At 45.6% G+C, this 24,651-nt stretch carries 23 protein-coding genes and 2 riboswitches; of the genes, 17 read left to right on the forward strand and 6 right to left on the reverse strand.

What is annotated here, in order from left to right; translation table 11 throughout:
• Positions 1–116 precede the first annotated feature (116 nt).
• The 8 genes from NSS75_RS02755 (at position 117) to NSS75_RS02790 (ending at position 11,724) form a co-directional block, all read left to right on the forward strand.
• On the forward strand, positions 117–1,211 hold the full coding sequence (locus NSS75_RS02755; RefSeq protein WP_339235792.1) for a lipoprotein YdaJ: 1,095 nt from the start codon (positions 117–119) through the stop codon (positions 1,209–1,211).
• Positions 1,192–2,043 carry a diguanylate cyclase gene (locus tag NSS75_RS02760; RefSeq protein ID WP_103671944.1) on the forward strand — a complete coding sequence of 284 codons (852 nt, stop codon included), beginning with the start codon at positions 1,192–1,194 and terminating at the stop codon, positions 2,041–2,043. The genes NSS75_RS02755 and NSS75_RS02760 overlap by 20 nt, the downstream gene beginning before the upstream one ends.
• A complete protein-coding gene (locus NSS75_RS02765; RefSeq protein ID WP_339235795.1) occupies positions 2,033–3,763 on the forward strand; it encodes a DUF2334 domain-containing protein in 1,731 nt (576 codons plus the stop codon). Before NSS75_RS02760 ends, NSS75_RS02765 begins: the two co-directional genes overlap by 11 nt.
• The gene (locus NSS75_RS02770) at positions 3,756–5,018 is read left to right on the forward strand and encodes a glycosyltransferase family 2 protein (protein ID WP_003240289.1); all 1,263 of its coding nucleotides are present in this window, start codon (positions 3,756–3,758) and stop codon (positions 5,016–5,018) included. Before NSS75_RS02765 ends, NSS75_RS02770 begins: the two co-directional genes overlap by 8 nt.
• A 5-nt stretch (positions 5,019–5,023) precedes the next feature.
• A complete protein-coding gene (locus tag NSS75_RS02775) occupies positions 5,024–7,135 on the forward strand; it encodes a cellulose biosynthesis cyclic di-GMP-binding regulatory protein BcsB (RefSeq protein ID WP_339235801.1) in 2,112 nt (703 codons plus the stop codon).
• Between the two features lie 135 nt (positions 7,136–7,270).
• Positions 7,271–7,415, forward strand: a riboswitch (cyclic di-AMP (ydaO/yuaA leader).
• 189 nt (positions 7,416–7,604) lie between these two features.
• Complete coding sequence (kimA, locus tag NSS75_RS02780) at positions 7,605–9,428, forward strand: potassium transporter KimA (protein ID WP_024120267.1); 1,824 nt, start codon at positions 7,605–7,607, stop codon at positions 9,426–9,428.
• 56 nt (positions 9,429–9,484) lie between these two features.
• The gene (locus NSS75_RS02785) at positions 9,485–9,937 is read left to right on the forward strand and encodes an NUDIX domain-containing protein (RefSeq protein WP_024120268.1); all 453 of its coding nucleotides are present in this window, start codon (positions 9,485–9,487) and stop codon (positions 9,935–9,937) included.
• A gap of 62 nt (positions 9,938–9,999) precedes the next feature.
• Positions 10,000–11,724, forward strand: coding sequence for a pyruvate oxidase (locus tag NSS75_RS02790; protein ID WP_095714111.1), 1,725 nt, complete (start codon positions 10,000–10,002; stop codon positions 11,722–11,724).
• Between the two features lie 266 nt (positions 11,725–11,990).
• Here NSS75_RS02790 and NSS75_RS02795 read toward each other — a convergent pair whose 3' ends face one another.
• From NSS75_RS02795 to NSS75_RS02810, 4 genes are all read right to left on the reverse strand, one after another.
• Positions 11,991–12,260 (reverse strand): hypothetical protein, encoded by a 270-nt coding sequence (locus NSS75_RS02795; protein ID WP_010333081.1) that lies wholly within the window; start codon positions 12,258–12,260, stop codon positions 11,991–11,993.
• 107 nt (positions 12,261–12,367) lie between these two features.
• Entirely contained in the window at positions 12,368–13,645 is a 1,278-nt protein-coding gene (locus tag NSS75_RS02800) for an Nramp family divalent metal transporter (RefSeq protein ID WP_049809886.1), read from the reverse strand.
• Between the two features lie 231 nt (positions 13,646–13,876).
• Positions 13,877–14,134, reverse strand: coding sequence for a GlsB/YeaQ/YmgE family stress response membrane protein (locus NSS75_RS02805; protein WP_010333083.1), 258 nt, complete (start codon positions 14,132–14,134; stop codon positions 13,877–13,879).
• A gap of 77 nt (positions 14,135–14,211) precedes the next feature.
• The gene (locus tag NSS75_RS02810; RefSeq protein ID WP_024120271.1) at positions 14,212–14,664 is read right to left on the reverse strand and encodes a DUF2188 domain-containing protein; all 453 of its coding nucleotides are present in this window, start codon (positions 14,662–14,664) and stop codon (positions 14,212–14,214) included.
• Between the two features lie 117 nt (positions 14,665–14,781).
• On the opposite strand from NSS75_RS02810, the gene NSS75_RS02815 reads away from it, so the two are divergent.
• The 5 genes from NSS75_RS02815 (at position 14,782) to NSS75_RS02835 (ending at position 17,467) form a co-directional block, all read left to right on the forward strand.
• Positions 14,782–15,600: an EcsC family protein gene (locus NSS75_RS02815; protein ID WP_024120272.1), complete on the forward strand. Its 819-nt coding sequence runs from the start codon at positions 14,782–14,784 to the stop codon at positions 15,598–15,600.
• Positions 15,601–15,729: 129 nt separating this feature from the next.
• Entirely contained in the window at positions 15,730–16,101 is a 372-nt protein-coding gene (gene gsiB / locus NSS75_RS02820; protein ID WP_010333086.1) for a glucose starvation-inducible protein GsiB, read from the forward strand.
• Positions 16,102–16,247: 146 nt separating this feature from the next.
• Entirely contained in the window at positions 16,248–16,589 is a 342-nt protein-coding gene (locus NSS75_RS02825) for a cupin domain-containing protein (RefSeq protein ID WP_024120273.1), read from the forward strand.
• On the forward strand, positions 16,583–16,942 hold the full coding sequence (locus tag NSS75_RS02830; RefSeq protein WP_024120274.1) for a YdbC family protein: 360 nt from the start codon (positions 16,583–16,585) through the stop codon (positions 16,940–16,942). Before NSS75_RS02825 ends, NSS75_RS02830 begins: the two co-directional genes overlap by 7 nt.
• A 138-nt stretch (positions 16,943–17,080) precedes the next feature.
• Positions 17,081–17,467 carry a VOC family protein gene (locus tag NSS75_RS02835; RefSeq protein ID WP_024120275.1) on the forward strand — a complete coding sequence of 129 codons (387 nt, stop codon included), beginning with the start codon at positions 17,081–17,083 and terminating at the stop codon, positions 17,465–17,467.
• A gap of 39 nt (positions 17,468–17,506) precedes the next feature.
• On the opposite strand, the gene NSS75_RS02840 is transcribed toward NSS75_RS02835, so the two are convergent.
• Positions 17,507–18,328 carry a manganese catalase family protein gene (locus NSS75_RS02840; RefSeq protein ID WP_024120276.1) on the reverse strand — a complete coding sequence of 274 codons (822 nt, stop codon included), beginning with the start codon at positions 18,326–18,328 and terminating at the stop codon, positions 17,507–17,509.
• 84 nt (positions 18,329–18,412) lie between these two features.
• Positions 18,413–19,465, reverse strand: coding sequence for a TRAP transporter substrate-binding protein (locus NSS75_RS02845; RefSeq protein WP_339235813.1), 1,053 nt, complete (start codon positions 19,463–19,465; stop codon positions 18,413–18,415).
• Between the two features lie 71 nt (positions 19,466–19,536).
• Between NSS75_RS02845 and dctS the strand changes: the two genes are divergently transcribed.
• From dctS to NSS75_RS02865, 4 genes are all read left to right on the forward strand, one after another.
• Positions 19,537–21,144: a two-component system sensor histidine kinase DctS gene (dctS, locus tag NSS75_RS02850; RefSeq protein ID WP_339235815.1), complete on the forward strand. Its 1,608-nt coding sequence runs from the start codon at positions 19,537–19,539 to the stop codon at positions 21,142–21,144.
• Positions 21,134–21,814: a response regulator gene (locus NSS75_RS02855; RefSeq protein ID WP_216394877.1), complete on the forward strand. Its 681-nt coding sequence runs from the start codon at positions 21,134–21,136 to the stop codon at positions 21,812–21,814. The genes dctS and NSS75_RS02855 overlap by 11 nt, the downstream gene beginning before the upstream one ends.
• Before the next feature lie 118 nt (positions 21,815–21,932).
• Entirely contained in the window at positions 21,933–23,198 is a 1,266-nt protein-coding gene (dctP, locus tag NSS75_RS02860) for a C4-dicarboxylate transporter DctP (protein ID WP_059353128.1), read from the forward strand.
• 147 nt (positions 23,199–23,345) lie between these two features.
• Positions 23,346–24,398 carry an AI-2E family transporter gene (locus NSS75_RS02865; protein WP_024120281.1) on the forward strand — a complete coding sequence of 351 codons (1,053 nt, stop codon included), beginning with the start codon at positions 23,346–23,348 and terminating at the stop codon, positions 24,396–24,398.
• 49 nt (positions 24,399–24,447) lie between these two features.
• Positions 24,448–24,579: riboswitch (cyclic di-AMP (ydaO/yuaA leader) on the forward strand.
• Positions 24,580–24,651 lie beyond the last annotated feature (72 nt).

A 24,651-nucleotide genomic window follows, 5' to 3' on the forward strand; every position in this document is an offset into this window, starting at 1 on the left:
GCTAGTAATCTTCGTTTTTTTCTTTTATAGTTAATATAATTTGTAACATGGCAGTAATAATTTCGTCATATATTGGTGCGTCTGATTCGCTTCGGACGACAAAGGGGGACTTGCCTGTGCGGCATGTGTTGGTCGCTGCTATCTTATTTTGCTTATCTATCGGACTTTCCGCAGGGTGTGCTGAAGCTGGGAATAAAACCCTATATCAGTCTGAGGCAGATATGAATACCCGCCCGCTTCAGCCGGCGGAGTATTTCATCTATCACAATCTTATGAATGACCAAGGGCTTATCAAAACGGATTTCTCAGATCAGCCCTCCTATTTATCAGAATCGATTGGCCTGTGGATGGAGTTTTTGGTCAGCAGACAAGATGCCTCGCATTTTCAGGAGCAATATCAGCATCTGAGGGATTCTTTTCTTCTGAATCATCAGTTGGTGACATGGAAGATACAAAACGGTCAAGCGAGCGGGACAAACGCGCTGATTGATGATATGAGAATCATGGTGTCTCTCGATCAGGCAGCTGCTCTTTGGGGGAGCAGCCAATATGAAAAAACTGCCCGTGATATTGGCACGGCTTTAAAGACATACAACATGTACAACGGGATGTTTACAGACTTTTACGATTCAGCCTCTCATGCCGCTTCAAAGGACGTGACGCTTTCGTATGTCATGCCCGATGCACTAGCTGTTTTGAAAAAGTATGGAGTCATAGACGAAGAAACAGAACAGCGAAATGCCGATGTTCTCTATCTAGCCCCTTTAAAGAATGGTTTCCTGCCAAAGACGTACAGCGCAGAGTCGAAGCAGTACAAATATGACAGTGAAGTAAACGTCATTGACCAGCTGTACGCCGCGTGGCATTTGCCGGAAGGGGATGAAAAAGCCGCTGTGATAGCAGAGTGGGTCAAAAAGGAATTTCAGGCAAACGGAAAGCTGTACGGACGATATTCGGCAGATACGAAGGAGCCTGCCGTCCAATATGAGTCGCCGTCCGTATACGCGTTAGCTGTTTTATTTTTAACAAAACAGCATGAAGACAGCTCGGTCATCAAAGCGATTTATGATAGAATGAATGACTTTGAAATTCTTGATCCGGCGAAACCGTATTATGGGGGTTACATGAGCGGCTCCGACACGCACTCGTTCGACAATCTGCTGCCGCTGTTAGCCGAAAGGAAGCTTTTTAATGAAACGATCATTCAATGAATCACAAAAATTATATGCTTATCTTTCAGGGCTCATCGCAGCCCTGTCTCTGTTTATTTTTTATGTGTCCGCCGAGCAGTCGGAGGGCTTTCTGATCATTTGCATTACATTTGTCGTGATCGGGGCCGGCATTTGGTTCGGTCCGATTTACGCGCTGGCGGTCACCTTAATCGTTCTCTTTGTTCTCGGCACGCTCATGATGTTTTTTCAGACTGGACAGGCTGTGATGTTTTCGGCTGAAGACGGGCTGCGCATGCTTATCGTGTGGGGAATTGCGCTTTTGCTGTTTTCCTTTATATCAGGAAGAATTCATGATATCGCAGCAGAGCTGCGCCATTCAGTCAAACGTCTTCAATCTGAAATCAAAAGCTTCGTGGCTGTCGATAGAGTGACGGGCTTTGATAATAAGCAAAGAATGAAACTGGAACTGTCAGAGGAAATCAAACGGGCGGAGCGCTACGGCAATTCCTTTGTCTTTTTGCTGCTTCATATGCATTATTTCAAGGAATTTAAGTCTTTGTACGGGGAGAAAGAGACCGACCTTCTCTTTCAATTCGTCAGCCGGCAAATCAGGTCAAGCGTCCGGGAAACGGATAAAAAATTCCGCCCCTCTGATGAGCGCTTCGGCATTGTGCTGACACACACGCCGGCTGAACATATGCCGGCCGTCCTGACAAAGCTGAAAAAACAGCTGGACACGTATCAGCTGACAAACGGAAAGTATGTGTCGCTTACGTTCCATGTCTGTTATTTACCTTATCGAAGAGATATAAGGACAGCTGATCAATTTTTAGAAGAACTGGAAAACGAGATGATGATGAATGAACTTTAAAAGAATAACGCTACTCTGCGTGTCCGTTCTGATGCTGACAGCTATTGCTTCTTTTCCTATTTCTGCCCAAGCGAAGGAGAAGGATGACGGCATTCTCATCATCTATTCAACCTTGGACGGCAAAGAGTCGCCTCAAGTCAAAATGCTCGATTTATTGGCCGGCCATTTTGCAACTCATGTCACGGTCAGAAAAGATTCGGATGTTACAGCATCTGATGTGAAAGGCAAAGAACATGTCATCTATTACGGGCAAACGAAAAGAAAGCTCAGCAAAAAACTGGTGTCTCTTATCAGCGGCGTAAAAAAACCCGTCGTCGCCATCGGCTATAACGCCGGACAAATCAGCCAATTTTCCGGTCTTTCCTTAACCCGAAAAGAACATGTCTATCAGATTCACAGCAGCACGGAAAAAAACGATGTCTCCTTAGAGAGCGGGCTTAACGTGCTGAGCGTATCAGGCCTGAAAGGAAAGGGGCTGTATACCTTTACATCTGGTGACGGCAAAACGAGTCCGTTTATATGGAAAACGGATAAATCAAATGTGTACATCGGCTTAACAAATCTGTTAAATGACAATCTGATTGTGGCGAAAGAGCTTCGAGCAGCATTTGGAGAGAAGGCCGGAACCGCGCTTTTATATTTGCGGCTGGAGGATATCAGCCCGATATCTGATGAAACATTGCTGCTTCAAGCCGGTACATATCTGTACAAGAGACATGTGCCTTTTATCCTGTCAGTCATTCCTGTGTATCTGAATCCGGAAACAGGCGATAAAGTGTATTTGTCTGATAAACCGAAGATGGTCAAGGTATTGAAAAAACTGCAAAGCATGGGCGGCAGTATCATTGTTCACGGCTACACACACGCCTATCGCCACAGTGAAACAGGAGAGGGTTTCGAATTTTGGGATGCCAAGGCGGACCAGCCGATCACTTCGGAAAATGCTGATGACACCCCGTCCATTTTGGAAAAGGAACATGCTTTTCCGAACGAACAGGCCTATAAGAGCTATTTGAAGCCGTTTCAGGAAAAGGAAGAAACATATACAAGGCAAAAGCTGACGCACGCCATTGAGGATTTAACCTCGGCAGGGCTTTATCCGCTGGCATTTGAAGCCCCGCACTATACGATGTCTGAGTACGGCTATCAAATGGCTTCACAGTATTTCTCAAGCATTTTCGGGCAGGTGCAGCTCAGCGATACAACATGGAAGACTTCCGGCGCATCCCCTTTTTTGACCAAACCAGCTATGCTGCATGGGATGACGCTGTATCCGGAAACAATCGGTTTTGTCGATACATCAAAGCAAAACCCGCTCGGCGATATGGCGGAACACATTTCCCAGATGATTGATTTTGAAGGCGGAGTGGCCGGAGGGTTTTATCACCCGTATCTCGGGATGAAATATTTGCCGGAGCTTGTTGACCAGATGGAACGCATTCCGGACAGTGAATGGCTTGATTTGAAGAAAACGCAGCAAACTGTCAAAACGGACAAAGTGGAAATCCATACAAGCGGTGACGGAACGGTTCACGTAAAAAACAATGTAAGTGCCATTGGCGAGTTTTTCGACCACCATCGGCAAACCCCGCTGGAAAAGGCGTTATGGATTCTCTCCGCCGTTGTGCTCTTGTTTGTCGTGATGTTTGTCAGCTATACGTTTTACTTGAGAGCCACATTGAAAAAACGAATGTTTAAGGAGAGAAGAAGCCTTGGGTAATACGCTGTTCTTTATCTCGCTAAGTTTAATATGGGTGATGCTTCTCTATCACATGTTTCTCATGCAAGGCGGATTCCGCCACTACATGACCTTCGAGCGGAATATTCCGAAGTGGAGAGAAAATATGAAGGAGCTGCCGAAGGTCAGTGTGCTCATCCCGGCTCATAATGAAGAAGTTGTCATTCGGCAGACGCTGAAGGCAATGGTGAATCTTTATTATCCGAAGGACCGGCTGGAGATTATTGTGGTAAACGATAATTCTTCAGACCGGACGGGTGATATCGTCAATGAATTTTCCGAGAAATACGATTTTATCAAAATGGTAATCACAAAACCGCCTAACGCCGGAAAAGGCAAATCCTCGGCGCTCAACTCCGGTTTTGCTGAATCGAACGGCGATGTCATTTGTGTATATGACGCCGACAACACGCCTGAAAAAATGGCCGTGTATTATCTTGTTCTCGGTCTGATGAATGACGAGAAGGCAGGCGCAGTGGTGGGGAAATTCCGCGTCATCAATGCGGCAAAAACGCTGCTGACGAAGTTTATCAATATTGAAACGATCTGTTTTCAGTGGATGGCGCAGGGAGGCAGATGGAAGTGGTTCAAAATCGCTACCATTCCCGGAACCAACTTCGCGATCCGCAGAAGTATTATTGAAAAGCTCGGGGGCTGGGATGATAAAGCGCTGGCTGAAGATACCGAGCTGACCATCCGGGTGTATAACCTCGGCTATCACATCCGCTTTTTCCCGGCAGCTATTACTTGGGAGCAGGAGCCGGAAACGTGGAAGGTGTGGTGGCGCCAGCGGACGAGATGGGCGCGCGGCAACCAATATGTCGTCCTGAAGTTTTTGGCGCAGTTTTTCAAACTGAAACGAAAACGGATTATCTTTGACTTGTTTTACTTTTTCTTTACGTATTTCCTGTTTTTCTTTGGCGTGATCATGTCAAACACGATATTTGTGGTCAATCTGTTTTATGATTTGCATTTGTCGGTCGGGTTTTTGGCAATGATCCTTTGGATTTTGGCGTTTTTCTTATTTATGACGGAGGTCATGATTACGTTAAGCATCGAAAAAACAGAAATGAACAGGCAAAACTTCTTTATCGTATTTCTTATGTACTTTACGTACTCGCAGGCATGGATTGTGCTCGTGATCTATTCTTTATTCGTAGAAATCAAGCACCGTTTATTCAAGCAAGAGGTCAAATGGTACAAAACAGAACGATACAATCAACATAAAAGCGGGTGACCTTTTTGAAACAACTATTTATTTTTCTTACAAGCTTTCTGCTGCTGGCAATGACCGGACAATCGGCCTTTGCCCAAGAGATGCAGGTTGATGGCTCGCTTCTAGGCAAAAGCAGCCGTGAACAAGCCAAACAGCAGGTGCTGACAAACGATCTTATGACATTGTACGGATCAAAAGACAGCGCGGAACTGACGTATCAGATTCCGGCAGGCGCCTCTTCCGGCAGCCAGCAATTGGTGATTGAATATGAGGCATCGGATCTTTTAATTTCTCCTTCATCGTTAACGGCTGTAATTGACAATGAACCGGTAAAAACGTTAAAGCTAAACGGCGATTCAAAACGGAAAACACTGAAGCTGAACTTGAACAAAAGCCAGTCCGCTCCAGGCTATCACAGCGTATCACTGAAATTTTACGGCGTCATGAAAGAGGGCGTCTGCGTCAGACAGGATACGTCCGGCAACTGGATCAAAATTTATCCGGACAGCCGCCTGACACTGGCGGACAGCAGCGAAGCGAAGGGAACGTCACTTGAACATTACCCATACCCATTTGCCCAATCGGGAAATACAGCGGAAGAGACTGCTATTGTCATTCCGGATAACCCGAGCTCGGCAGAAATTGAAGCGGCTGTCAAAACAGAAGGCTACCTGACAACTGCGGACAGCAGTGTCAGCATTTCGTTTGTGAAGGAATCTGAAGTGAAGCAAATCGACAAGCCGACCATTTTCATCGGAGTGGATAAGCATTGGAACGGCAAGGTGAAGAAGCTGATCAAACAAGCCGGCTTACAGGCAAAAGGAGAAAAACTTTTGCTTGCGGAGCGCGTGCTGAAAGCACAGGGCAAGCAGCAGCCGGTTCTGTTTGCACAAGCGGCATCTGATGATGTGCTCTCAGAAAAAATCAGCGTCATCGCCGATCAGACTTACACCGGCCAGCTAAGCGGGGAAACACTTTCAATTGGCAAGCTTCAGAAGGCTGAAAAGCAGGTAAGCAATAAGCTGACCCTTGAGAAATTCGGGGCAGAAGATATGACAATCGGAGCTGACAAAACATCTTCAGCACATTATTTTTATCCGGCTTCTGCGATGATAGACCAAAATCAATCAGCCAAGCTGTCGCTTAAACTAAAGAAATCGGAAACGATTCAAGCAGCCGCGGCAGAAAGCGGTTCAGCCTCTCAAGCAGCAGAGCTGAAGGTCCTCATCAACGGTCAGCCGCATTCAGTTCGCCTTGATGAATTAGGGAAAGAAGATAAAAACGGATACTATCATGTCACGCTGAAAGTAGACCCGGAGCTGCTGCAGAAAAACCGCTACATTGATATACAGTTTATCACCACGGGCTTAAAGGAAAACAACCCTTGCAACACAACGGACGAAGAGAAATGGGTCTTTATTGATAAAAGCAGCACATTGTCTTACACAATCAAAGGCACATCTCCGTCAGCCGATTTTCTAGAATGGCCGCTTCCATACGCCGGAAATCAGGAACAGGCAACACTGATTGTGCTACCTGACAGCGTGAGCAAACCCAAGCTTAAGGAGCTTTCTCTCGTTACTGATTCCTTTGGAAGCGAAGCCCAGCAATCTTTCACAGTAAGGAAAGCATCTGAAGTTAAAGCGGAGGACGCGAAAGGCCGGAACTTAATTTTCATCGGCGGCATCAGCCAGTTCTCTCTTTTGAAAGAGAAATCTTCTGATCTGCTCGTGCCTCAAGCGAAAAACGGCTCGTTTGACGTGTCGGGCTTTGAAATGCTGAACGAGACGACGAAACAAGTGGCATTTACCCAAGCGTCTTTATGGGATTCAAATTATACGATGGCTGTTTTTGCGCCGCTGAAAGGAAATGGCGCGGCCGTCACAAAAGAAATCATCAGCTTTTTGAACAGCAATGATGACACGGCGACCGTCATCAATGAAACAAACAGCCAGCAGGTGTTTACAAACCACCAGCAGCTCAAATCGGAAACAAACAGTTCTGAAACAGAAAAAACAGCACAAGATCATGCGCAACAACTGCTGTATATCGGCGTGCTGGCTCTCATGATGGTAATTGCGGCAGCCTTCATTTGGGTAACCGTTAGACGAAGAAAGAGAAAGACAGACAGAGAATAAGGCAGAGGCTGTTATCAGCCTCTGTTTTTTATTTTTGGTTTAAATTTTCCATTTGTGGAACCTGTCATTTTATTTTTTTCTCCCGGCCGATAAGCCTCTTTACAACATACGTAAACGGGAGTATGATCTCTTTTAGAAAACAAATCGCTTAATCTGTAAACAGAGCGGGGGACCCATTTTGGCGGCATTTTGCCGCTCGGGGTGAATCCTTTTTAGGTAGGGCAAACTCTCATATGCCCGAATCCGTCAGCTAACCTCGTAAGCGTTCATGAGAGGAGATGAATGAAACCTGTGTTCGATGTTAAGGCACAGGGGCATCCGTTTGCCTCTGTGTTTTTTGCTGTTCAATTTTCAGGATGTAAATCGCATACAGAGACATCATAGCAGAAAGGACTATTACAAAATGTGAGAGCAGATGCGGATGTTTTATTGTTTTAATGAAAAATGAAATTAAAAGGGGAAGACATCGATGTATCATTCAATCAAACGTTTTTTGATTGGGAAACCGTTAAAATCACAAGCAGCAGGAGAACAAAAACTGACGAAATTAAAGGCGCTTGCCATGCTCTCCTCAGATGCTTTATCATCTGTCGCTTACGGAACGGAACAAATTCTTATCATATTGGCGGCGGTAAGCGCTGCTGCATTTTGGTATTCCATTCCGATAGCGGTCGGCGTACTCATTTTGCTGCTCGCGCTGATTCTCTCATACAGGCAAATTATTTACGCTTATCCGCAGGGCGGCGGGGCGTATGTTGTATCAAAAGAAAACCTCGGCGAAAAGCCCGGGCTGATTGCAGGCGGTTCATTGCTTGTCGATTATATATTAACTGTAGCAGTAAGTATTTCCGCAGGGACGGACGCCATCACGTCGGCGTTCCCGGCACTGCATGATTACCATATACCGATTGCTGTTTTACTTGTTTTAGTGATTATGATTTTAAATCTGCGGGGGCTGTCAGAATCAGCATCGATTCTTGCTTACCCGGTCTATCTGTTTGTGGCGGCGCTTTTCATTCTGATTGCCGTCGGTCTTTTTAAGCTTATGACAGGACAAATTGATCAGCCAGTCCATCATACACCGATCGGCACACCGGTAGCCGGCATTACGCTGTTTTTGCTGCTTAAGGCTTTTTCATCCGGCTGTTCCGCGCTCACCGGAGTTGAAGCGATCTCCAACGCGATTCCAGCCTTCAAAAACCCGCCTGCGCGAAACGCGGCGAGAACGTTGGCTATGATGGGGATCTTGCTTGCGGTTCTGTTTGCCGGCATTACGGTACTTGCATACGGTTACGGGACGGCTCCGAAACCGAATGAAACGGTCATTTCACAAATCGCGTCGGATACCTTCGGCAGAAATGTGTTTTACTATGTCATTCAGGGTGTGACATCGTTAATTTTGGTCCTTGCGGCGAATACGGGCTTTTCAGCCTTCCCGCAGCTTGCCTTCAACTTGGCGAGAGACCAATACATGCCGCGCATGTTTACAGTAAGAGGCGACCGCTTAGGCTTCTCAAACGGGATTATCTTTTTAGGTGTTGCCTCAATTGTGCTGATTCTGTTATTTGGAGGGCAGACGGAGCACTTAATCCCGCTATACGCGGTCGGTGTGTTTATTCCATTTACCCTTTCACAAACAGGGATGTGCATCAAATGGATCAAACAAAAACCAAAAGGCTGGATTGGAAAAATGCTGATCAACGCCTGCGGCGCATTGATATCGTTTATGGTTCTGTCCATCCTGTTTGTCACGAAGTTTAATGTCGTATGGCCTGTTTTAATCTTTATGCCGATCGTCGTTTTTTTGTTTTTTGCGATTAAAAATCACTATACGGCTGTGGGTGAACAGCTTCGTATCGTAAACAAACAGCCGGAAGAAATCAAAGGTACGGTCGTGATTGTGCCTGTAGCCGGCGTCACAACCGTCGTGCAAAAATCCATTCAATATGCGAAATCACTGTCAGATCAGGTCATTGCCGTTCACGTGTCGTTTGACAGAGAACAGGAAAAGAAAGTGGAAAAACGCTGGGAAGAGCTGAATAATGGAGTGCGTCTCGTCACGCTTCACTCTTCGTACAGAAGCCTGGTCCATCCGTTTGATAAGTTTTTGGAAACTGTTGAAGCAAAAGCGAAGAAGAAACAGTTTTCTGTCATGGTGCTGTTCCCGCAATTTATCACAAAAAAACGCTGGCACACCATTCTGCACAACCAGTCAGCCTTCCTGCTCAGAGTCCGGCTGTTCTGGAAGAAGGACATAATCGTTGCCACATTGCCGTATCATTTTAAAAAGTAAGCAGCTCAGACCAAGGGACATCTCCTTGGTCTTTTTTAAATAAAGGGGAGATGGCGATGTATACGGAAGGGGCATTTGTCATAGTGACAAACACAAAACGGCAGATTCTGCTGGTCAAACGAAAAGACGTTCCTTTATGGGATTTGCCGGGCGGACGGGTTGAATCAGGAGAAACCCCGGAGGCAGCGGCGGTCCGGGAGGTAATGGAAGAAACGGGATATCTGATAGAGCTTTCCGGGAAATTGGGTGTCTATCAAAGACCTAAGTTTCAAGACGAACAGCATGTGTTTGCAGGGAACATAACAGGCGGACAAGCGATAGAAAACGGCATGGAAACGGCCGGGCTGAAGTGGTTTTCGCCGGAGCGATTGCCGCTTTTGATGGTGCCAAACCGGAAAATGCAAATCAGAGATTTTCTAAACGGCGCTGCGGGCATCCGGATTACCGTCAAGGACAACAGCTTTTTGGCGGCCCTAGACCTGTTCAGAAGGAAATACAGCAAGCGATAGTTGCCTCCGGGTTTTAAACGCCTCCCCCTGTGGTATTGAAAAAGGAAAAAGGAGGATACGGCATGGCACACAAAACAGCAGGACAAACAATGACAGAACTGCTTGAACATTGGGGAGTTGATCATGTTTACGGCATCCCCGGAGACAGCATTAACGAATTTATTGAGGAACTGAGACACGAAAGAAATCAATTGGAATTCATCCAAACCCGCCATGAAGAGGTGGCAGCGCTGGCAGCCGCGGCTGAGGCAAAACTCACCGGCAAGATCGGTGTCTGCCTGTCAATTGCAGGGCCGGGTGCGGTGCACTTATTGAACGGTTTATACGATGCAAAAGCGGACGGCGCCCCTGTGCTTGCGATTGCAGGTCAGGTTTCCTCAGGCGAAGTCGGGCGGGACTACTTTCAGGAGATTAAGCTTGAGCAAATGTTTGAAGACGTGGCAGTGTTTAACAGGGAGGTACATAGCGCGGAGTCACTGCCGGATCTGTTGAATCAGGCGATCCGCACTGCCTACAGCAAAAAAGGCGTTGCGGTATTAAGTGTGTCAGATGATTTGTTTGCGGAGAAAATCAAACGGGAACCCGTTTATACATCACCGTTGTATATTGAAGGGAATCTTGAACCGAAAAAAGAACAGCTTGTGACATGCGCGCAATATATTAACAATGCGAAAAAGCCGATCATTTTGGCGGGACAGGGAATGAAGAAGGCGAAGCGGGAGCTGCTGGAATTTGCGGATAAAGCAGCGGCGCCGATCGTCGTCACGCTCCCCGCAAAAGGCGTTGTTCCCGATAAGCACCCGCACTTTCTCGGCAACCTTGGACAGATTGGGACAAAGCCGGCCTATGAGGCAATGGAAGAATGCGATTTGTTAATTATGCTTGGCACCTCGTTCCCGTATCGTGATTACTTGCCGGAAGACACACCGGCCATCCAGCTTGATTCAGACCCGGCGAAAATCGGCAAACGCTATCCGGTAACAGCGGGGCTTGTCTGTGACTCGGCTCTCGGTCTGCGCGAATTGACGGAGTATATTGAACGGAAGGAAGACAGAAGATTCCTAAATGCCTGCACTGAACATATGCAGCATTGGTGGAATGAAATCGAAAAAGATGAAACTGAGGCGACAACACCGCTTAAACCTCAGCAGGTCATCGCACGTCTTCAGGAGGCAGCAGCGGAAGACGCGGTGCTGTCTGTAGATGTCGGCACTGTCACCGTCTGGATGGCACGGCATTTCAAAATGAACGTCAACCAGGATTTCATCGTTTCCAGCTGGCTTGCGACAATGGGATGCGGCCTGCCGGGAGCTATAGCGGCGAGCTTGTCTGAACCGGAGCGCCAAGCCATCGCAGTCTGCGGTGACGGGGGCTTTTCCATGGTCATGCAGGATCTCCCGACCGCAGTCAAATATAAGCTCCCGATTACTGTTGTCATTTTAAACAATGAAAATCTCGGCATGATTGAATATGAACAGCAGGTCAAAGGGAACATCGACTATGTCACAAAACTTCAGAATGTCGACTATGCCGCATTTGCAGAAAGCTGCGGAGCAAAAGGCATCAAGGTGACGAGAGCGGAAGAACTTGCACCGGCTTTCCATGAGGCGCTTCACTCCGATCAGCCGGTCGTTGTCGACGTCATGATCGGAAACGAACCGCCGCTGCCCGGCAAAATCACCTACGGACAGGCAAAAGGCTTCAGCAAATATATGCTGAAAAACTTCTTCGAAAACCAAAAAATTGAAATGCCGTCTTTGAAACAAAGCTTAAAACGGTTATTCTAAAAAAACAGGGGCCCGTGAAGGCTCCTGTTTTTTGATTTTACGGAGGGTGAGTCATAAAATCGGTTGTTTGAACCTTTAAAATGACTCGTATATTTATTGGGATCAGCAGGAATGATCTATGCAGCCTGTCATGATTTTCGCCGTGCCCAAAACAGACACAAGGACAAATGCATCTTCTTTCAAAGCAGAAAGATCAGCGCATTTGTCCTTGTCTGTTTCATCTGTTTATTCTTATCAAATCTTACAAAATGAATGTCTTTATAAGCTTATTTCCCTTTTTTCGAAAGTCCGAAAAAGAAAGGAAAAGCAGAACCAACTAATAAAGTGCCGAATAAAAACATTCCGCCGATAAACACGTGAAAATTAGCGCCTCCGGCCGTAAAAGCGGTAATCAAGGAAATGATACTGAGCACCACCATGGCGATGCCGGGCGCGATTCGCATTTTTTTACCTGTTGATTTATAAGCGATAACAGAACATAAAATTCCGATAACAATAGGGACAATCCATAAATAAAACAGAATAAATACTGACATTATCAAAACTCCGATTTTTTCTTCTATCATAACAAATTTCTGTAAAAAATGATATCAATGAGCTTTTAAGCCAAAATAAAAAACCGGCTCTTTCAGCCGGTTTTTTTCTAACGGAACGTATCGACGATCAAAAACACATTCAAAGCAACAATCAGCACAGCGATCAGCCAAGAAACCACTGTTACCCATTTGGCATTGATCAGCGAACCCATAATCCGCTTATTGCTTGTGAACATAATAAGCGGGATTAAGGCAAAGGCAATGCCGAAGGAAAGAACCACCTGGCTCAGCACAAGAGCCGACGTCGGATTGACGCCTGATGCGATGATCAAGATCGGCGGAATGATGGTGATGAACCGCCGTACATACAGCGGGATGCGGTAGTTGATAAATCCCTGCATAATCACATCGCCTGAAAGTGTTCCGACAGACGAGCTGGACAGGCCCGCAACCAGCAGGCCGATTCCGAATAACGCGGCTGAAACAGGACTGACAAGATGACCGAACTGCTGAAACGCGACATCAAGGTCCTCGACAAACAGCCCGTTTTTGAAGAATAATGCGGCAGCCACAATCAGCATACTCGCATTAATAGCCCCTGCAATCAGCATCGCTATTAAAATATCAATAAATTCGAATCTGAAAATTTTCTTCCGTTCAGCATCTGTTTTGCCGACCACCCGCCGCTGTGTGAGGGCAGAGTGTAAATAAATGGCGTGCGGCATAACGGTTGCGCCGAGAATACCTGCTGCAAGAAGCACGCTGTCGGTGCCATGAAATGTCGGCACGAAAAGTCCTTTCATCACTGAGACGGCATCAGGCTTTGCAAAAAAGGTCTGCAGCGCAAAGGCGATGACCACTACAAACAGCATGCCGGCAATACCGGCTTCAAGTGAGCGATAACCGCGGCGCTGAAGCTCCAAAATCGCGAAAGAGCCGATCGCCGCAATAATAGACGCTTCGAGCATCGGGATGCCGAACAGCAAATACAGTCCCAATGCCGCTCCGATAAATTCCGCCAGATCAGTCGCGATAATGACGAGCTCGCCTTGAATCCATAAGCCGATAGAGACAGGCTTAGGAAATTCCTCACGAGCGACCTCAGGCAGGTTTTTGCCTGTCGCGATACCGAGTTTGGCGGAGAGTGATTGGATCAAGAGCGCCATGATATTAGAAAATAAAATCACCCATAGCAGCATATATCCATATTTAGAACCTGCTGATATATTTGTTGCGAAGTTACCGGGATCGATATAGGCAATGGCTGCAATAAACGCCGGGCCTAAAAAAGGCAGCAGTCCTCTGAATCCTCTGCTTTTCCCGTCAAGCGCATCTTGGACTGCTTTGGAACGGGGAGATTGTGCTGTGATGTCCTTATTCATCATGTACTCACCTGAATTCTAATTGTTTTTGCCATACAACAAAGAGTTTCCTTAAACCAAATTATTTTATCTACATCATATGACCATCACGATTTCTTGTCAACCAATGATGTTCAAAAATGACACTCAAATTTTTCCCTGTTATGTAACATGATATGTAGGGCATCTGATAAGGTCCATACATAAAAAGACATCGTTTCTGTATGAAACGATGCCTCCTGAATCATCTAATATCTAGGCTTCCTTGCGCAGTCCGCGGAATACGAGGCTCAGTAAGAATACGAAGATCGCTGCCCCGATAATTGCCGGAATAATGGCAAATCCTGCAAGGCTTGGTCCCCAAGTTCCGAGTAAGCCATGCCCGATCCATGCGCCGATCAGCCCTGCAATCATCGAACCGAAGATTCCTCCAGGCATGCGATTGCCGACGATGGCGCTTCCGATTAGTCCAATTAAGATAGCAATAACTAATGAAACCAAAAAGCTAAGCATCATATTCACCTCTCCTTAATGATTTATATATCAATTACCGTTCTAGACAGATCCGAAACGTACAAAAGCATATTTGGTTATGATCCTGTTTTTATCTTTCTCTGCACACTGCCGTCAGCCAAATGAACAATTACTTCTGTGCCTTTATGTTCCGCAATTTCCTTCGCCCGTTCAATCGCTTCCTTTTTCGTATCCTTGATTTCAGATACACGTTTGGCATCCTCAGCTTTGACGGCCCAGCCACTTTTATGTTTGATGACATGCTCCGCTTTATTCATTAGCTCAGGTCTGGCGTCATCGTTTGCCTCCTCATCGCGTTCTGTTTCATCATCATGTTTGAGGAAGTCGTCAATTTCCTTTTTTGAGGCGTTTTCCGCCCATTCCTTTGCTTTGCTCGTCGCAATCGGAATGGCGCGTCCGTCCTCATAGCCTTCATCAATCATGGCATTCGCAATTTCAATCGCCTTTTTCTTCACAGGCTTCTCGAGATTTTTCAGTGAAGCGGGGTAATCCTTCATAGACCAAGGCATATCCATCACTCCTTCTGCTTTTATAAAAATGGTACCCGCAGGTGGAAAATAAAAACGTTTTAGAGAAAAATGAAGGTATACTATATAGTAGAAAAACGGAAGGGAAGTGCGAGTTGGGTGACAACAGAACGAAAAGAAGACTTACATCAGCAATTAAAAGAAATAGAGAAATGGGAAAAGGAGCAGCAAAAAGTCTGGTTTTGGGAAAAACTCAGCCGTCTCCCGTTTCAGCTGCTGGACAAGCTGACGCCGGAATTCATCCAGAAAAAGATCGGCAAGCTTTTGGATGAGGTGGGCAGCTTTGTTCAAACTGGAGGACAGTACCTGACATCGGAAAAACAGATTATCAAAACGTTTCAAAAGAAACTGCCCGAGCAAACCTTTGAATCACTGGAGGACGTACAGAAAGCGCCTCTGGCTGTTATGGATGATGTTGCTGAAGCGATGGGCAAAAACCGAATCAACGCTGCAACCGTTCAGGGAGCGACCACGGGTGTGGGCGGCGTATTTACACTGGCGGCAGACATTCCGGCTGTGCTCGGTTTATCATTAAAAACACTGCAGGATATCGCAGTGGCCTATGGCTATGATCCAAAGGAGAAAAAAGAGCGGGTCTTTATCGTAAAATGTTTGCAGCTTACTTCAGCAGATGTTGTCGGTAAAAAATCCATTCTGAAAGAATTAAAAGATTATGATCAGGACCGTACATATAAGAATGTCGCTTCCCAAATCCAAGGCTGGAGGGAAGTGGTTTTAGGCTACCGTGACACCTTTGGCTGGAAAAAGCTTTTTCAAATGGTGCCGGTCGCGGGAATGGTCTTTGGCGCGGCGGCCAATCGCTCGACCTTAAATGACATTACCGAAACAGCCATGATGCTTTATAAAAAGCGGCGCATCCTTGAGCGGCTCATAGAAACAGAACAGAATCATGAATAGAAGAAAAGCAGACGGGCACCGCATTCCGTCTGCTTTTTTCAGTTAAAACACACTCAATGTGTTTTGTTTGTTTAAAAGAAATGACAGCGGGAATACAACAACCAACACCAATTAAAGGAGGAATTCAAAATGGCACAAGATAACAAAATGAGCAGAGAAGAAGCAGGTAGAAAAGGCGGAGAAACGACTAGCAAAAACCATGATAAAGAATTCTATCAAGAGATTGGTCAAAAAGGCGGAGAAGCCACTAGCAAAAACCATGACAAAGAATTCTATCAGGAAATCGGCGAAAAAGGCGGAGAAGCCACTAGCAAGAACCATGACAAAGAGTTCTATCAAGAAATCGGTGAAAAAGGCGGAGAAGCCACTAGCGAAAATCATGATAAAGAATTCTATCAAGAAATCGGCCGTAAAGGCGGAGAAGCGACAAGCAAAAATCATGATAAAGAATTCTATCAAGAAATTGGCTCAAAAGGCGGAAACGCCCGCGACAACGACTAACTAAGTAAAGCATAAAAGGCAGACAACCTGTAGATAAAAAGCGATCCGGCGCAGCAGCTGGATCGCTTTTTATGATGAAATGGAAAAAAATATACCTTCCCAATGACGCTTCTGCGGTAAAATAGGTGAAAAAGGAGTTTTCACTTATGCCTGAGATGCAAAACCTGCTCGCCATCGCTAATGAAGTCAAAGAAAAGCACGCTAATTTCTCCATTTCAGAGGTCAATGACCATTGTGTACGGCTCGCTGTGTTTACAGGAGAATACGACTGGCACCATCACCCTGACTCAGATGAATTATTCATTGTTCTTGAAGGTGAGCTGCTTATTGATTTTAAGAACAAAGAAACCGCGGTACTCAAAGCAAATGACAGCCTGCTGATCCCAAAAGGAACGGTTCACCGCACGCGCTCTTACGTCAGGACCGTGAATCTCTGCGTCGAGCACATTCATGCGGAAACGGTCATAACAGAGGAATCAAAATGCTGATCAAAAAGATTGTATGTGGGGTGGACGCGACAAACGCTGAAGCATTTTCAAACGCGCAGTCACAGTGGGGAGCATTATCACATGTAAATGGCTTCTTCAAACAGACCGGCGGATGGCGGAAAACAGCGGATGGGCTGTTCACCGCAGAAATCACCAGCGTTTGGGAGAACAGAGAAGCTTATGATGCTTTTATGGAGAACGAACACGACATCATCTATAAAGAAATCGAGCAAAAGGGCACGATTCTCTCTATTGAAGTGACGCTGTCTCAGGTGGATGCAGAGGAGGCCGTTTGTTTATTTGACAGCAGGGACATTGAATACGAGCCTGGATGGACTGTGGCAAAAGCTTAGTGAAGAGAAGTTGTCCTAAAAAAGATGATTAGCTGATTTTATCACTCATAATAACAATAAAGATATTCTCCTGTTATTTTGATTGAATTAGAATGAAGAAAGTGGCATTCAATTGTGAAATCAGGGGGATTGATTCAGATGACTTTTCATTTTAATGAAATTGATCATATTCAGCTTGCGGCTCCTAAAGGCTGTGAAACTATTGCAAGACAATTTTACGGCGGCATATTAGGCTTTCGGGAAATTGAAAAACCTGATGATTTAAAAGCTCGGGGCGGAGTCTGGTTCACTTTTGGGAATAGACAATTGCATATCGGGATAGAAGAACCTTTTGTCCCCGCTAAAAAAGCACACCCTGCCTTTGAGGTTATGAATATAGAAGGTTTAAAAGAACATTTGAAATGCAATGGAATTGGAATAGTTGAGGACAATAAACTTCCGGGAGCGGACAGATTCTATATTTCAGATCCATTTGGCAATCGTCTGGAGATGCTTGAGCGGCAGAAAACGCACAAAAAAAGATAGATCACCGCTGGAGTGATCTATCCTTTTTATGATAGCCTCTTACTCACGCCCAGGAAGCGTATTATGAACAAAAGGAGGAGCAGGCTTCAATTCCGGCTTTTCTCCAAAAGCTTTTGCTTCGTTCACATATTCAAACGCTTCTCCGTCCGGGGCTTTCTCCTTCAGCCAGTTTTGCTCGGCGCTTTCTTCACCTTCAGAGAAATTGATAAGCTGATGAGAGAATTCCTGTTTCTCAAGCGCTTTCGGGAATGTACCCGGCACAACCGGACCTTCCTGTGCTTCTAATTCTTTAATAGCGGCCAGCCATTGGTTTTGGTGCATTGTGTCACGCGCTAGCAGGAAGCTGAGCATGTCCTTGACACCTTTGTCATCCGTCATTTCAAACAGGCGTGCAACCTGTAGACGGCCTTGTGATTCCGCATTCAGATTGGCGCGGAAGTCTGCCAGCAGGTTTCCGCTCGCTACGATGTAGCCTCCGCTCCATGGTACGCCTGTACTGCTTTCGGGCATGGCGCCTAGTCCTGATACAATGGCATGGTGAGGATTCATGCCTCCCATGATGGAACCGATGACTGGATCATCAGCCGCTTTTTCCTGTTCATCAAGCGGGGCATCCTCAAGAAGTCTGGCGATCATGGTAGCGATCATTTCAACGTGCCCGATTTCTTCAGTTGCCGTATCCATCAGCAAATCCTTGTATTTTTCATTTCCTCTTGTATTCCAGCCTTGAAATAAGTACTGCATGGCAACTGAAATTTCTCCGAATTGCCCGCCTAAAATTTCTTGCATTTTTTTAGCGAATAATGGATCTGGACGATCTGGCTTAGCAGGATGCTGCAGCTTTTTCGTATGCTTAAACATGTTCCCATCTCCTTTTTCGTTTATCTCTTTTTATATTTCCGATCGTTTGAAAGATAAACGAGAAGCAGCGTATCGAGATGGGGATTACGAATCCTTTCGCAGCTCCAAAAGCTCCTGAATCAGCTTCCGGCCGAAGATGGGCTCGTACTGCCGGTAAACAGGATCAAGGCGCTTCATCCAATCTTTTTTCTCTTTATCTGACAGCTCGTAGATTTTAATAGAAGAATGTTTTTTGATTTCTTCCAGCTGCTCCTTGTTCATTTTTTCGGCATACGTTTCATTCCACTCCGTTGTTTCCTTCATCGCTTCAGTCAAAATACGCCTTGTTTCCGGTGTTTGCGCGTTCCAGAAATGCTCATCAGTCATGACAGCATAGCCGAGATAACCGTGGTTGCTTATTGTCAAATAGTCTTGAACATTATAAAATTTTTTAGAATAGATGTTTGAGATTGTATTTTCCTCGCCATCTACTATATTGTTTTCTAACAGCTGAAAAGTAGAATTGAAAGATTCCTGGTGGGGTGCTGCACCAAGCAGCTTGAACTGGTCCTCTATCACATTACTTTGCATAATGCGCAGATCTTGTCCTTTTAAATCATCGGGTGTTTTGACCGGGCCTTGATTCGTGGTGATTTGCTTAAAGCCGTTTGTCCAGTACGCCAGGCCCTTTAATTGGTTTTTCTTTAAGGAATCAAACAGCTGTGTTCCAATTGTTCCGTGCAGCCCTTTTTTAACGGCATCATAGTCTGTAAACGCATACGGAAGATCAAGAACTCCCCATTCAGGAGAGAGCATACCGAGCTTCGATGTGGAGGGGGCGATAAATTGCACGTCGCCATTTTGCAATGCTTCGATTTCTTCAATGTCCGAATACAGGCTTCCATTCGGGAACACTTCAATTTTCATTTTCCCGCCTGATTTCTCGTTTACGAGCTCGGCGAATTTGTTGGCGGCCAGCCCTTTTGGCGTGTTTTCAGCAACAACGTGGCTGAATTTGAATACGATTTGCTCCTGTAAGCCTTCCTGATCGTCATCATACACAATCTCCTCGCCGTTTGAACGGTCATGGAATCCGATAAATAAAGCGGTTGCAATTCCGGCGATCATCAGACCGAGACATGCAAACAAACTCTTCATGAAAAGCCCCCTCCCTTATGTTAAGAATAATGGGGCTGATGTGATTCGTAAAGACCTGAAAGGAGAAGCTGATGAAGAAAAAAAAGCTCTCAATCCGCTGGAAAATCACGATCCTCTCCTATATACTCGTCATTTTCTCCTTTTTGATTGGCGGCATTGTGCTCATAGGCAATATTCAGCATACAGAGGAAAGGGAGCTGAAAAAACGGCTGATGAATACGGCTCGGACGGTGTCGGAGATGACCGAAGTGAAAGAGGCATTATCGCGAAAAGAACAAACAGAAGCCGTACGTCATGCGGTTGAAGAGATCCGTATGATCAATGAAGCAGACTATATTGTCGTCATGGATATGGATCACATTCGCTATACTCATCCTGTCACCACAAACATCGGAAAAAAGTCAAAGGGTGCAGATGAAGAAGCAGCGTTTGCGGAGCACATTTATTTCTCAGAAGCAACAGGCGAGATCGGGACGGCTGTCCGGGCCTTTTATCCGGTAAAGGATCAGGATTTGAACCAGGTCGGCGTAGTACTCGTCGGAAAAACACTGCCGGGGATGGCTGATATATTGTTTCATTTAAGAAGGGATATCGCCTTCATCGTAGTGCTGACACTCGGGTTCGGCCTGGCGGGTTCGTTCCTGCTGGCCCGTCATATCAAAAAACAAATGTTTCAGCTCGAGCCCCATGAAATTGTCAGAATGTATGAAGAGCGAACCGCTACCTTTCACTCTATGAACGAAGGCGTCATCGCCATTGACAACCAGCATATCATCACAATATTTAATGAAAAAGCCAAACAGATTTTTGAGGTGCAGGGCCATCTGGTCGGGAAGGTGATTTGGGATGTACTCAAGGATTCGCGTCTGCCCGAAATCGTGGAACGGAACAAGGCGGTTTATAATGAAGAAATTCGTGTCAGCGGAAAGGTCATCATGAGCAGCAGGATTCCGATCGTCATGAAGAAAAAAGTCATCGGCGCCGTCGCGATTTTTCAGGACAGAACGGAAGCGGCCAAGATGGCTGAGGAATTGACGGGTGTCAAAAACTTTGTCGAAGCGCTCCGCGTCCAAAATCATGAGCATATGAACAAGCTACATACCATCGCAGGCCTGATCCAGCTCGGGAAATCTGAAAAAGCGCTGCAGCTGGCGTTTCAGACTTCAACCGAGCAGGAAAACGTCACTGAGTTTCTGCATCGCTCCATTCAAAATGACGCCGCGGCAGGGCTGTTGTTAAGTAAAATCAGAAGGGGAAAAGAGCTCGGCATTGCTGTGCATATTGATGAAAACAGCAGCCTGCAGCAATTTCCCGAGCATGTTGACCAGCATGATATCGTCGTGCTTCTCGGCAACCTGATTGAAAATGCCTTCGGCTCGTTTGAAACCGTTCAGTCTGATGACAAACGAATTGACATCAGCATTGAACAAACGGAGGATATCCTTGCGATTTTAATAGAAGACAACGGATGCGGGATTCAACACACACATATGCCGTACCTTTATGAAAAAGGATTTACAGTGAATAAAACAGGCGGCACAGGCTATGGCCTCTATTTAGTCAAGCAAATAACAGACAAAGGATCGGGTGCGATAGAGGTCGATTCACACCCGGGACAGGGAACGTCTTTTTCAATCGTTTTTCCGATGAAGGGGGAGGAAGCGCAGCATGGCTCGTAAGGAAATCAAGGTTCTGCTCATTGAAGACGATCCGATGGTTCAGGAAGTCAATAAGGATTTCATAACAACCGTTAAAGGCTTTACCGTCTGTGCGCAAGCGGGAAACGGGGACGAAGGCATCAAGCTGATCAAAGAACAGCAGCCCGAACTCGTGGTTCTGGATGTATACATGCCAAAAAAAGACGGGATCAAAACCTTGCAGGAGATCAGAAAGCAAAAGCTTGAGGTAGATGTCATCGTCGTATCCGCTGCAAAAGACAAGGAAACAATTTCTCTTATGCTGCAAAATGGGGCAGTTGACTATATCTTAAAACCGTTTAAGCTCGAACGGATGAGACAGGCGCTTGAGAAATATAAGCGGTATAAACAAAAAATAGAGGAAAACGACACGCTGTCCCAAGATCAGCTCGATGCCATCCTCAATATCCCGCAGCAGGCCGTACAGGATCTGCCGAAGGGGTTGAATCATTTTACGATGAATGAGCTCATTGCTTTTTTGAAGCAGCAAACGTCGCCTCTTTCTGCTGAAGAGGTTGCCAAGGCTCTCGGCATCGCCAGAGTGACAGCGAGACGCTATCTTGATTATCTCGAAAAGAACGGAACGATTCAGCTTGATGTTCAGTACGGAGGAGTCGGACGCCCCGTCAACCGCTACATATTTAAAGTGTAAACCCGAGACCAAAAAGACCAAAATGTCCGTTATGAACATAAACTTCCCCGTCTCTAATGAAAACGCTATCATTCTAGTAAGAAAGACACAAAGGCGACTAGGACAGGGGAGGGAGAATATGAAACTGTTTAAAAATTTAACAGTTCAAGTCATAACCGCGGTCATCATCGGGGTCATTGTCGGATTGGTTTGGCCGGATGTCGGGAAAGAAATGAAACCGCTTGGCGATACCTTTATCAACGCTGTGAAAATGGTGATCGCTCCAATCATTTTCTTCACAATCGTTCTCGGGATTGCAAAAATGGGCGATATGAAGAAGGTTGGAAAAGTAGGGGGAAAAGCATTTATCTATTTCGAGGTTGTTACGACCCTTGCACTCATTATCGGTTTATTTGTCGTCAATATTATGAAGCCGGGTGCGGGCCTCGATTACAGCAAGCTTGAAAAGGGAGATGTCTCACAATACACCCAAAATGGCGGTCAGGGGATCGACTGGGTTGAATTTGTCACACACATCGTACCGTCCAACATGGTTGATGCCTTCGCAAAAGGGGATATTTTGCAGGTCTTATTCTTTTCCATTCTTTTCGGAGTCGGTCTAGCGGCATTAGGTGAAAAAGGGAAAAGCGTCATTGATTTCTTTGATAAAGTTTCACATGTCTTTTTCAAAATTATCGGCTATGTTATGCGTGCCGCTCCAATCGGTGCATTCGGAGCGATGGCGTATACGATCGGGCACTTCGGACTCGATTCCATCAAGCCGCTTGCCAGCTTAATGCTGTCCGTGTATATCACAATGTTCCTGTTCGTGTTTGTTGTTTTAAATATCATCTGCAAGCTATACGGATTCAGCCTGTGGAATTACCTGCGCTTCATCAAAGATGAGCTTCTCATCGTGCTCGGCACAAGCTCTTCAGAATCGGTTCTTCCGAGAATGATGGATAAAATGGAACGCTACGGCTGTTCAAAATCAGTCGTCGGGCTTGTTATTCCGACTGGCTATTCGTTTAACCTTGACGGAACATCCATTTATTTATCAATGGCGACTGTCTTTTTGGCTCAAGTGTTTGGAGTGGATCTCAGCATCGGCCAGCAAATTACGATTATCCTCGTTCTGATGCTGACTTCGAAGGGGGCAGCCGGTGTGACAGGAAGCGGATTTATCGTTCTTGCGTCAACGCTGTCAGCACTTCAGGTCATTCCGCTTGAGGGTCTTGCGCTTCTGCTTGGTGTCGACCGTTTCATGAGTGAAGGAAGAGCGATTGTGAACCTGATCGGAAACGGAATCGCCACAATCATCGTTGCAAAAAGCGAAAAAGAATTCGATGAAGCAAAAAGCGTGGAGGCTGTGGAAGGCATGAAAAAAATGAAAACAGCAGTCTGAAAAAAAAACGGCCCATTATGGGGCCGTTTTTTTAATTGTTTAAGAATAATTAAGGTGAGGACAGAGACCTCAGCATTTTTTTGTTATATAATTTACAAATGGATACTATATTGAATGAAGGACGTTTGTCCTAACAGGAGTGTATAAATGGCCGCTTTAGTAAAATTTTTTCAGCACCCGGGAGTAAGGCGTTTTTCCATCTTTGTCGTGTTAACTGGTGTGTTATATCTATTTAAGAGCATGATCAACTTAATATTGCTTACCTTCATTTTCACATTTCTTATGGATCGTTTGGAGCTTGTCGTCCGGCAGTTTTTAAGCCGGTTCTTCCGCGTGAGCCAGCGGGTTGTCATTACGTTTCTCTACATTTTGCTGGCCGTGCTGCTTACAGTCGGAGGGTTTGTGTTTTATCCGGTCGTTGCCGCACAGATTCAGCAGCTGATCAAGCAGATTAAACATATTGCGTATCATCCAAGCAGCATTCCTTTCTTTGATGAGATCACAAGTGTTTTCGGAGATATTAATATCAGTTCGTATGTCAAAGAGGGTTTCAATGTACTTTATACGTATCTGGCCGATATCAGCACATTCGGCTTGCAGATCGTGATGGCGCTCATTCTCAGCATGTTCTTCTTATTTGAGAAAAAACGGCTGTCTGAATTTATGGAGCAGTTTAAAACGAGCAAGCTTGCTGTTTTTTATAATGAGATTGCTTTTTTCGGAGGTAAATTCGCGAGAACGTTCGGCAAGGTGCTTGAGGCACAATTTATCATTGCGCTCGTGAACTGCATACTGACTTTTATTGCGCTCTGGATTATGCACTTCCCTCAGCTGTTGGGGCTGTCCATCATGGTTTTCTTTCTCGGATTGATCCCAGTAGCAGGCGTTGTCATCTCCCTGATCCCGCTTAGCATTATTGCATACAGCACAGGCGGCGGAATGTATGTGCTTTACATTGTGCTTGTCATTTTCGCCATTCATGCGATTGAGACATATTTCCTCAATCCGAAGCTGATGTCAGCGAAAACAGAGCTGCCGATCTTTTTCACATTTACAGTCCTGATTTTTTCTGAACACTTTCTCGGCATTTGGGGCTTAATTATCGGGATTCCGATCTTTGTATTTCTCCTTGATATTCTTGATGTAACCAACAAGGAAAATAGGCCTAAAAGACCTCGAGAGAAAAGTAACAAAAAATAGTTTACAAAATTGGATATTTTCTGTATAAATAAAACTACATCATACAAAAGTAAGCCACACGCTTAATCCTTTTTAAAAGGAGTGGGGGACCCAATCGTTTGGGGTTCATTTTTCATCTGAAAAACGGACATCTCTTCGTCCGAACCCGGCAGCTAACCTCATCAGCGTGAAGAGAGAATCCTGTGGTTTTATGATACAGCCAAAGCCCGCGGGAGTCTCTCGCGGGCTTTTTTTCAAAAAAGGAGGAATGCGG

The organism is Bacillus sp. FSL K6-1012, from assembly GCF_037964915.1.
Lineage (GTDB): Bacteria > Bacillota > Bacilli > Bacillales > Bacillaceae > Bacillus > Bacillus halotolerans.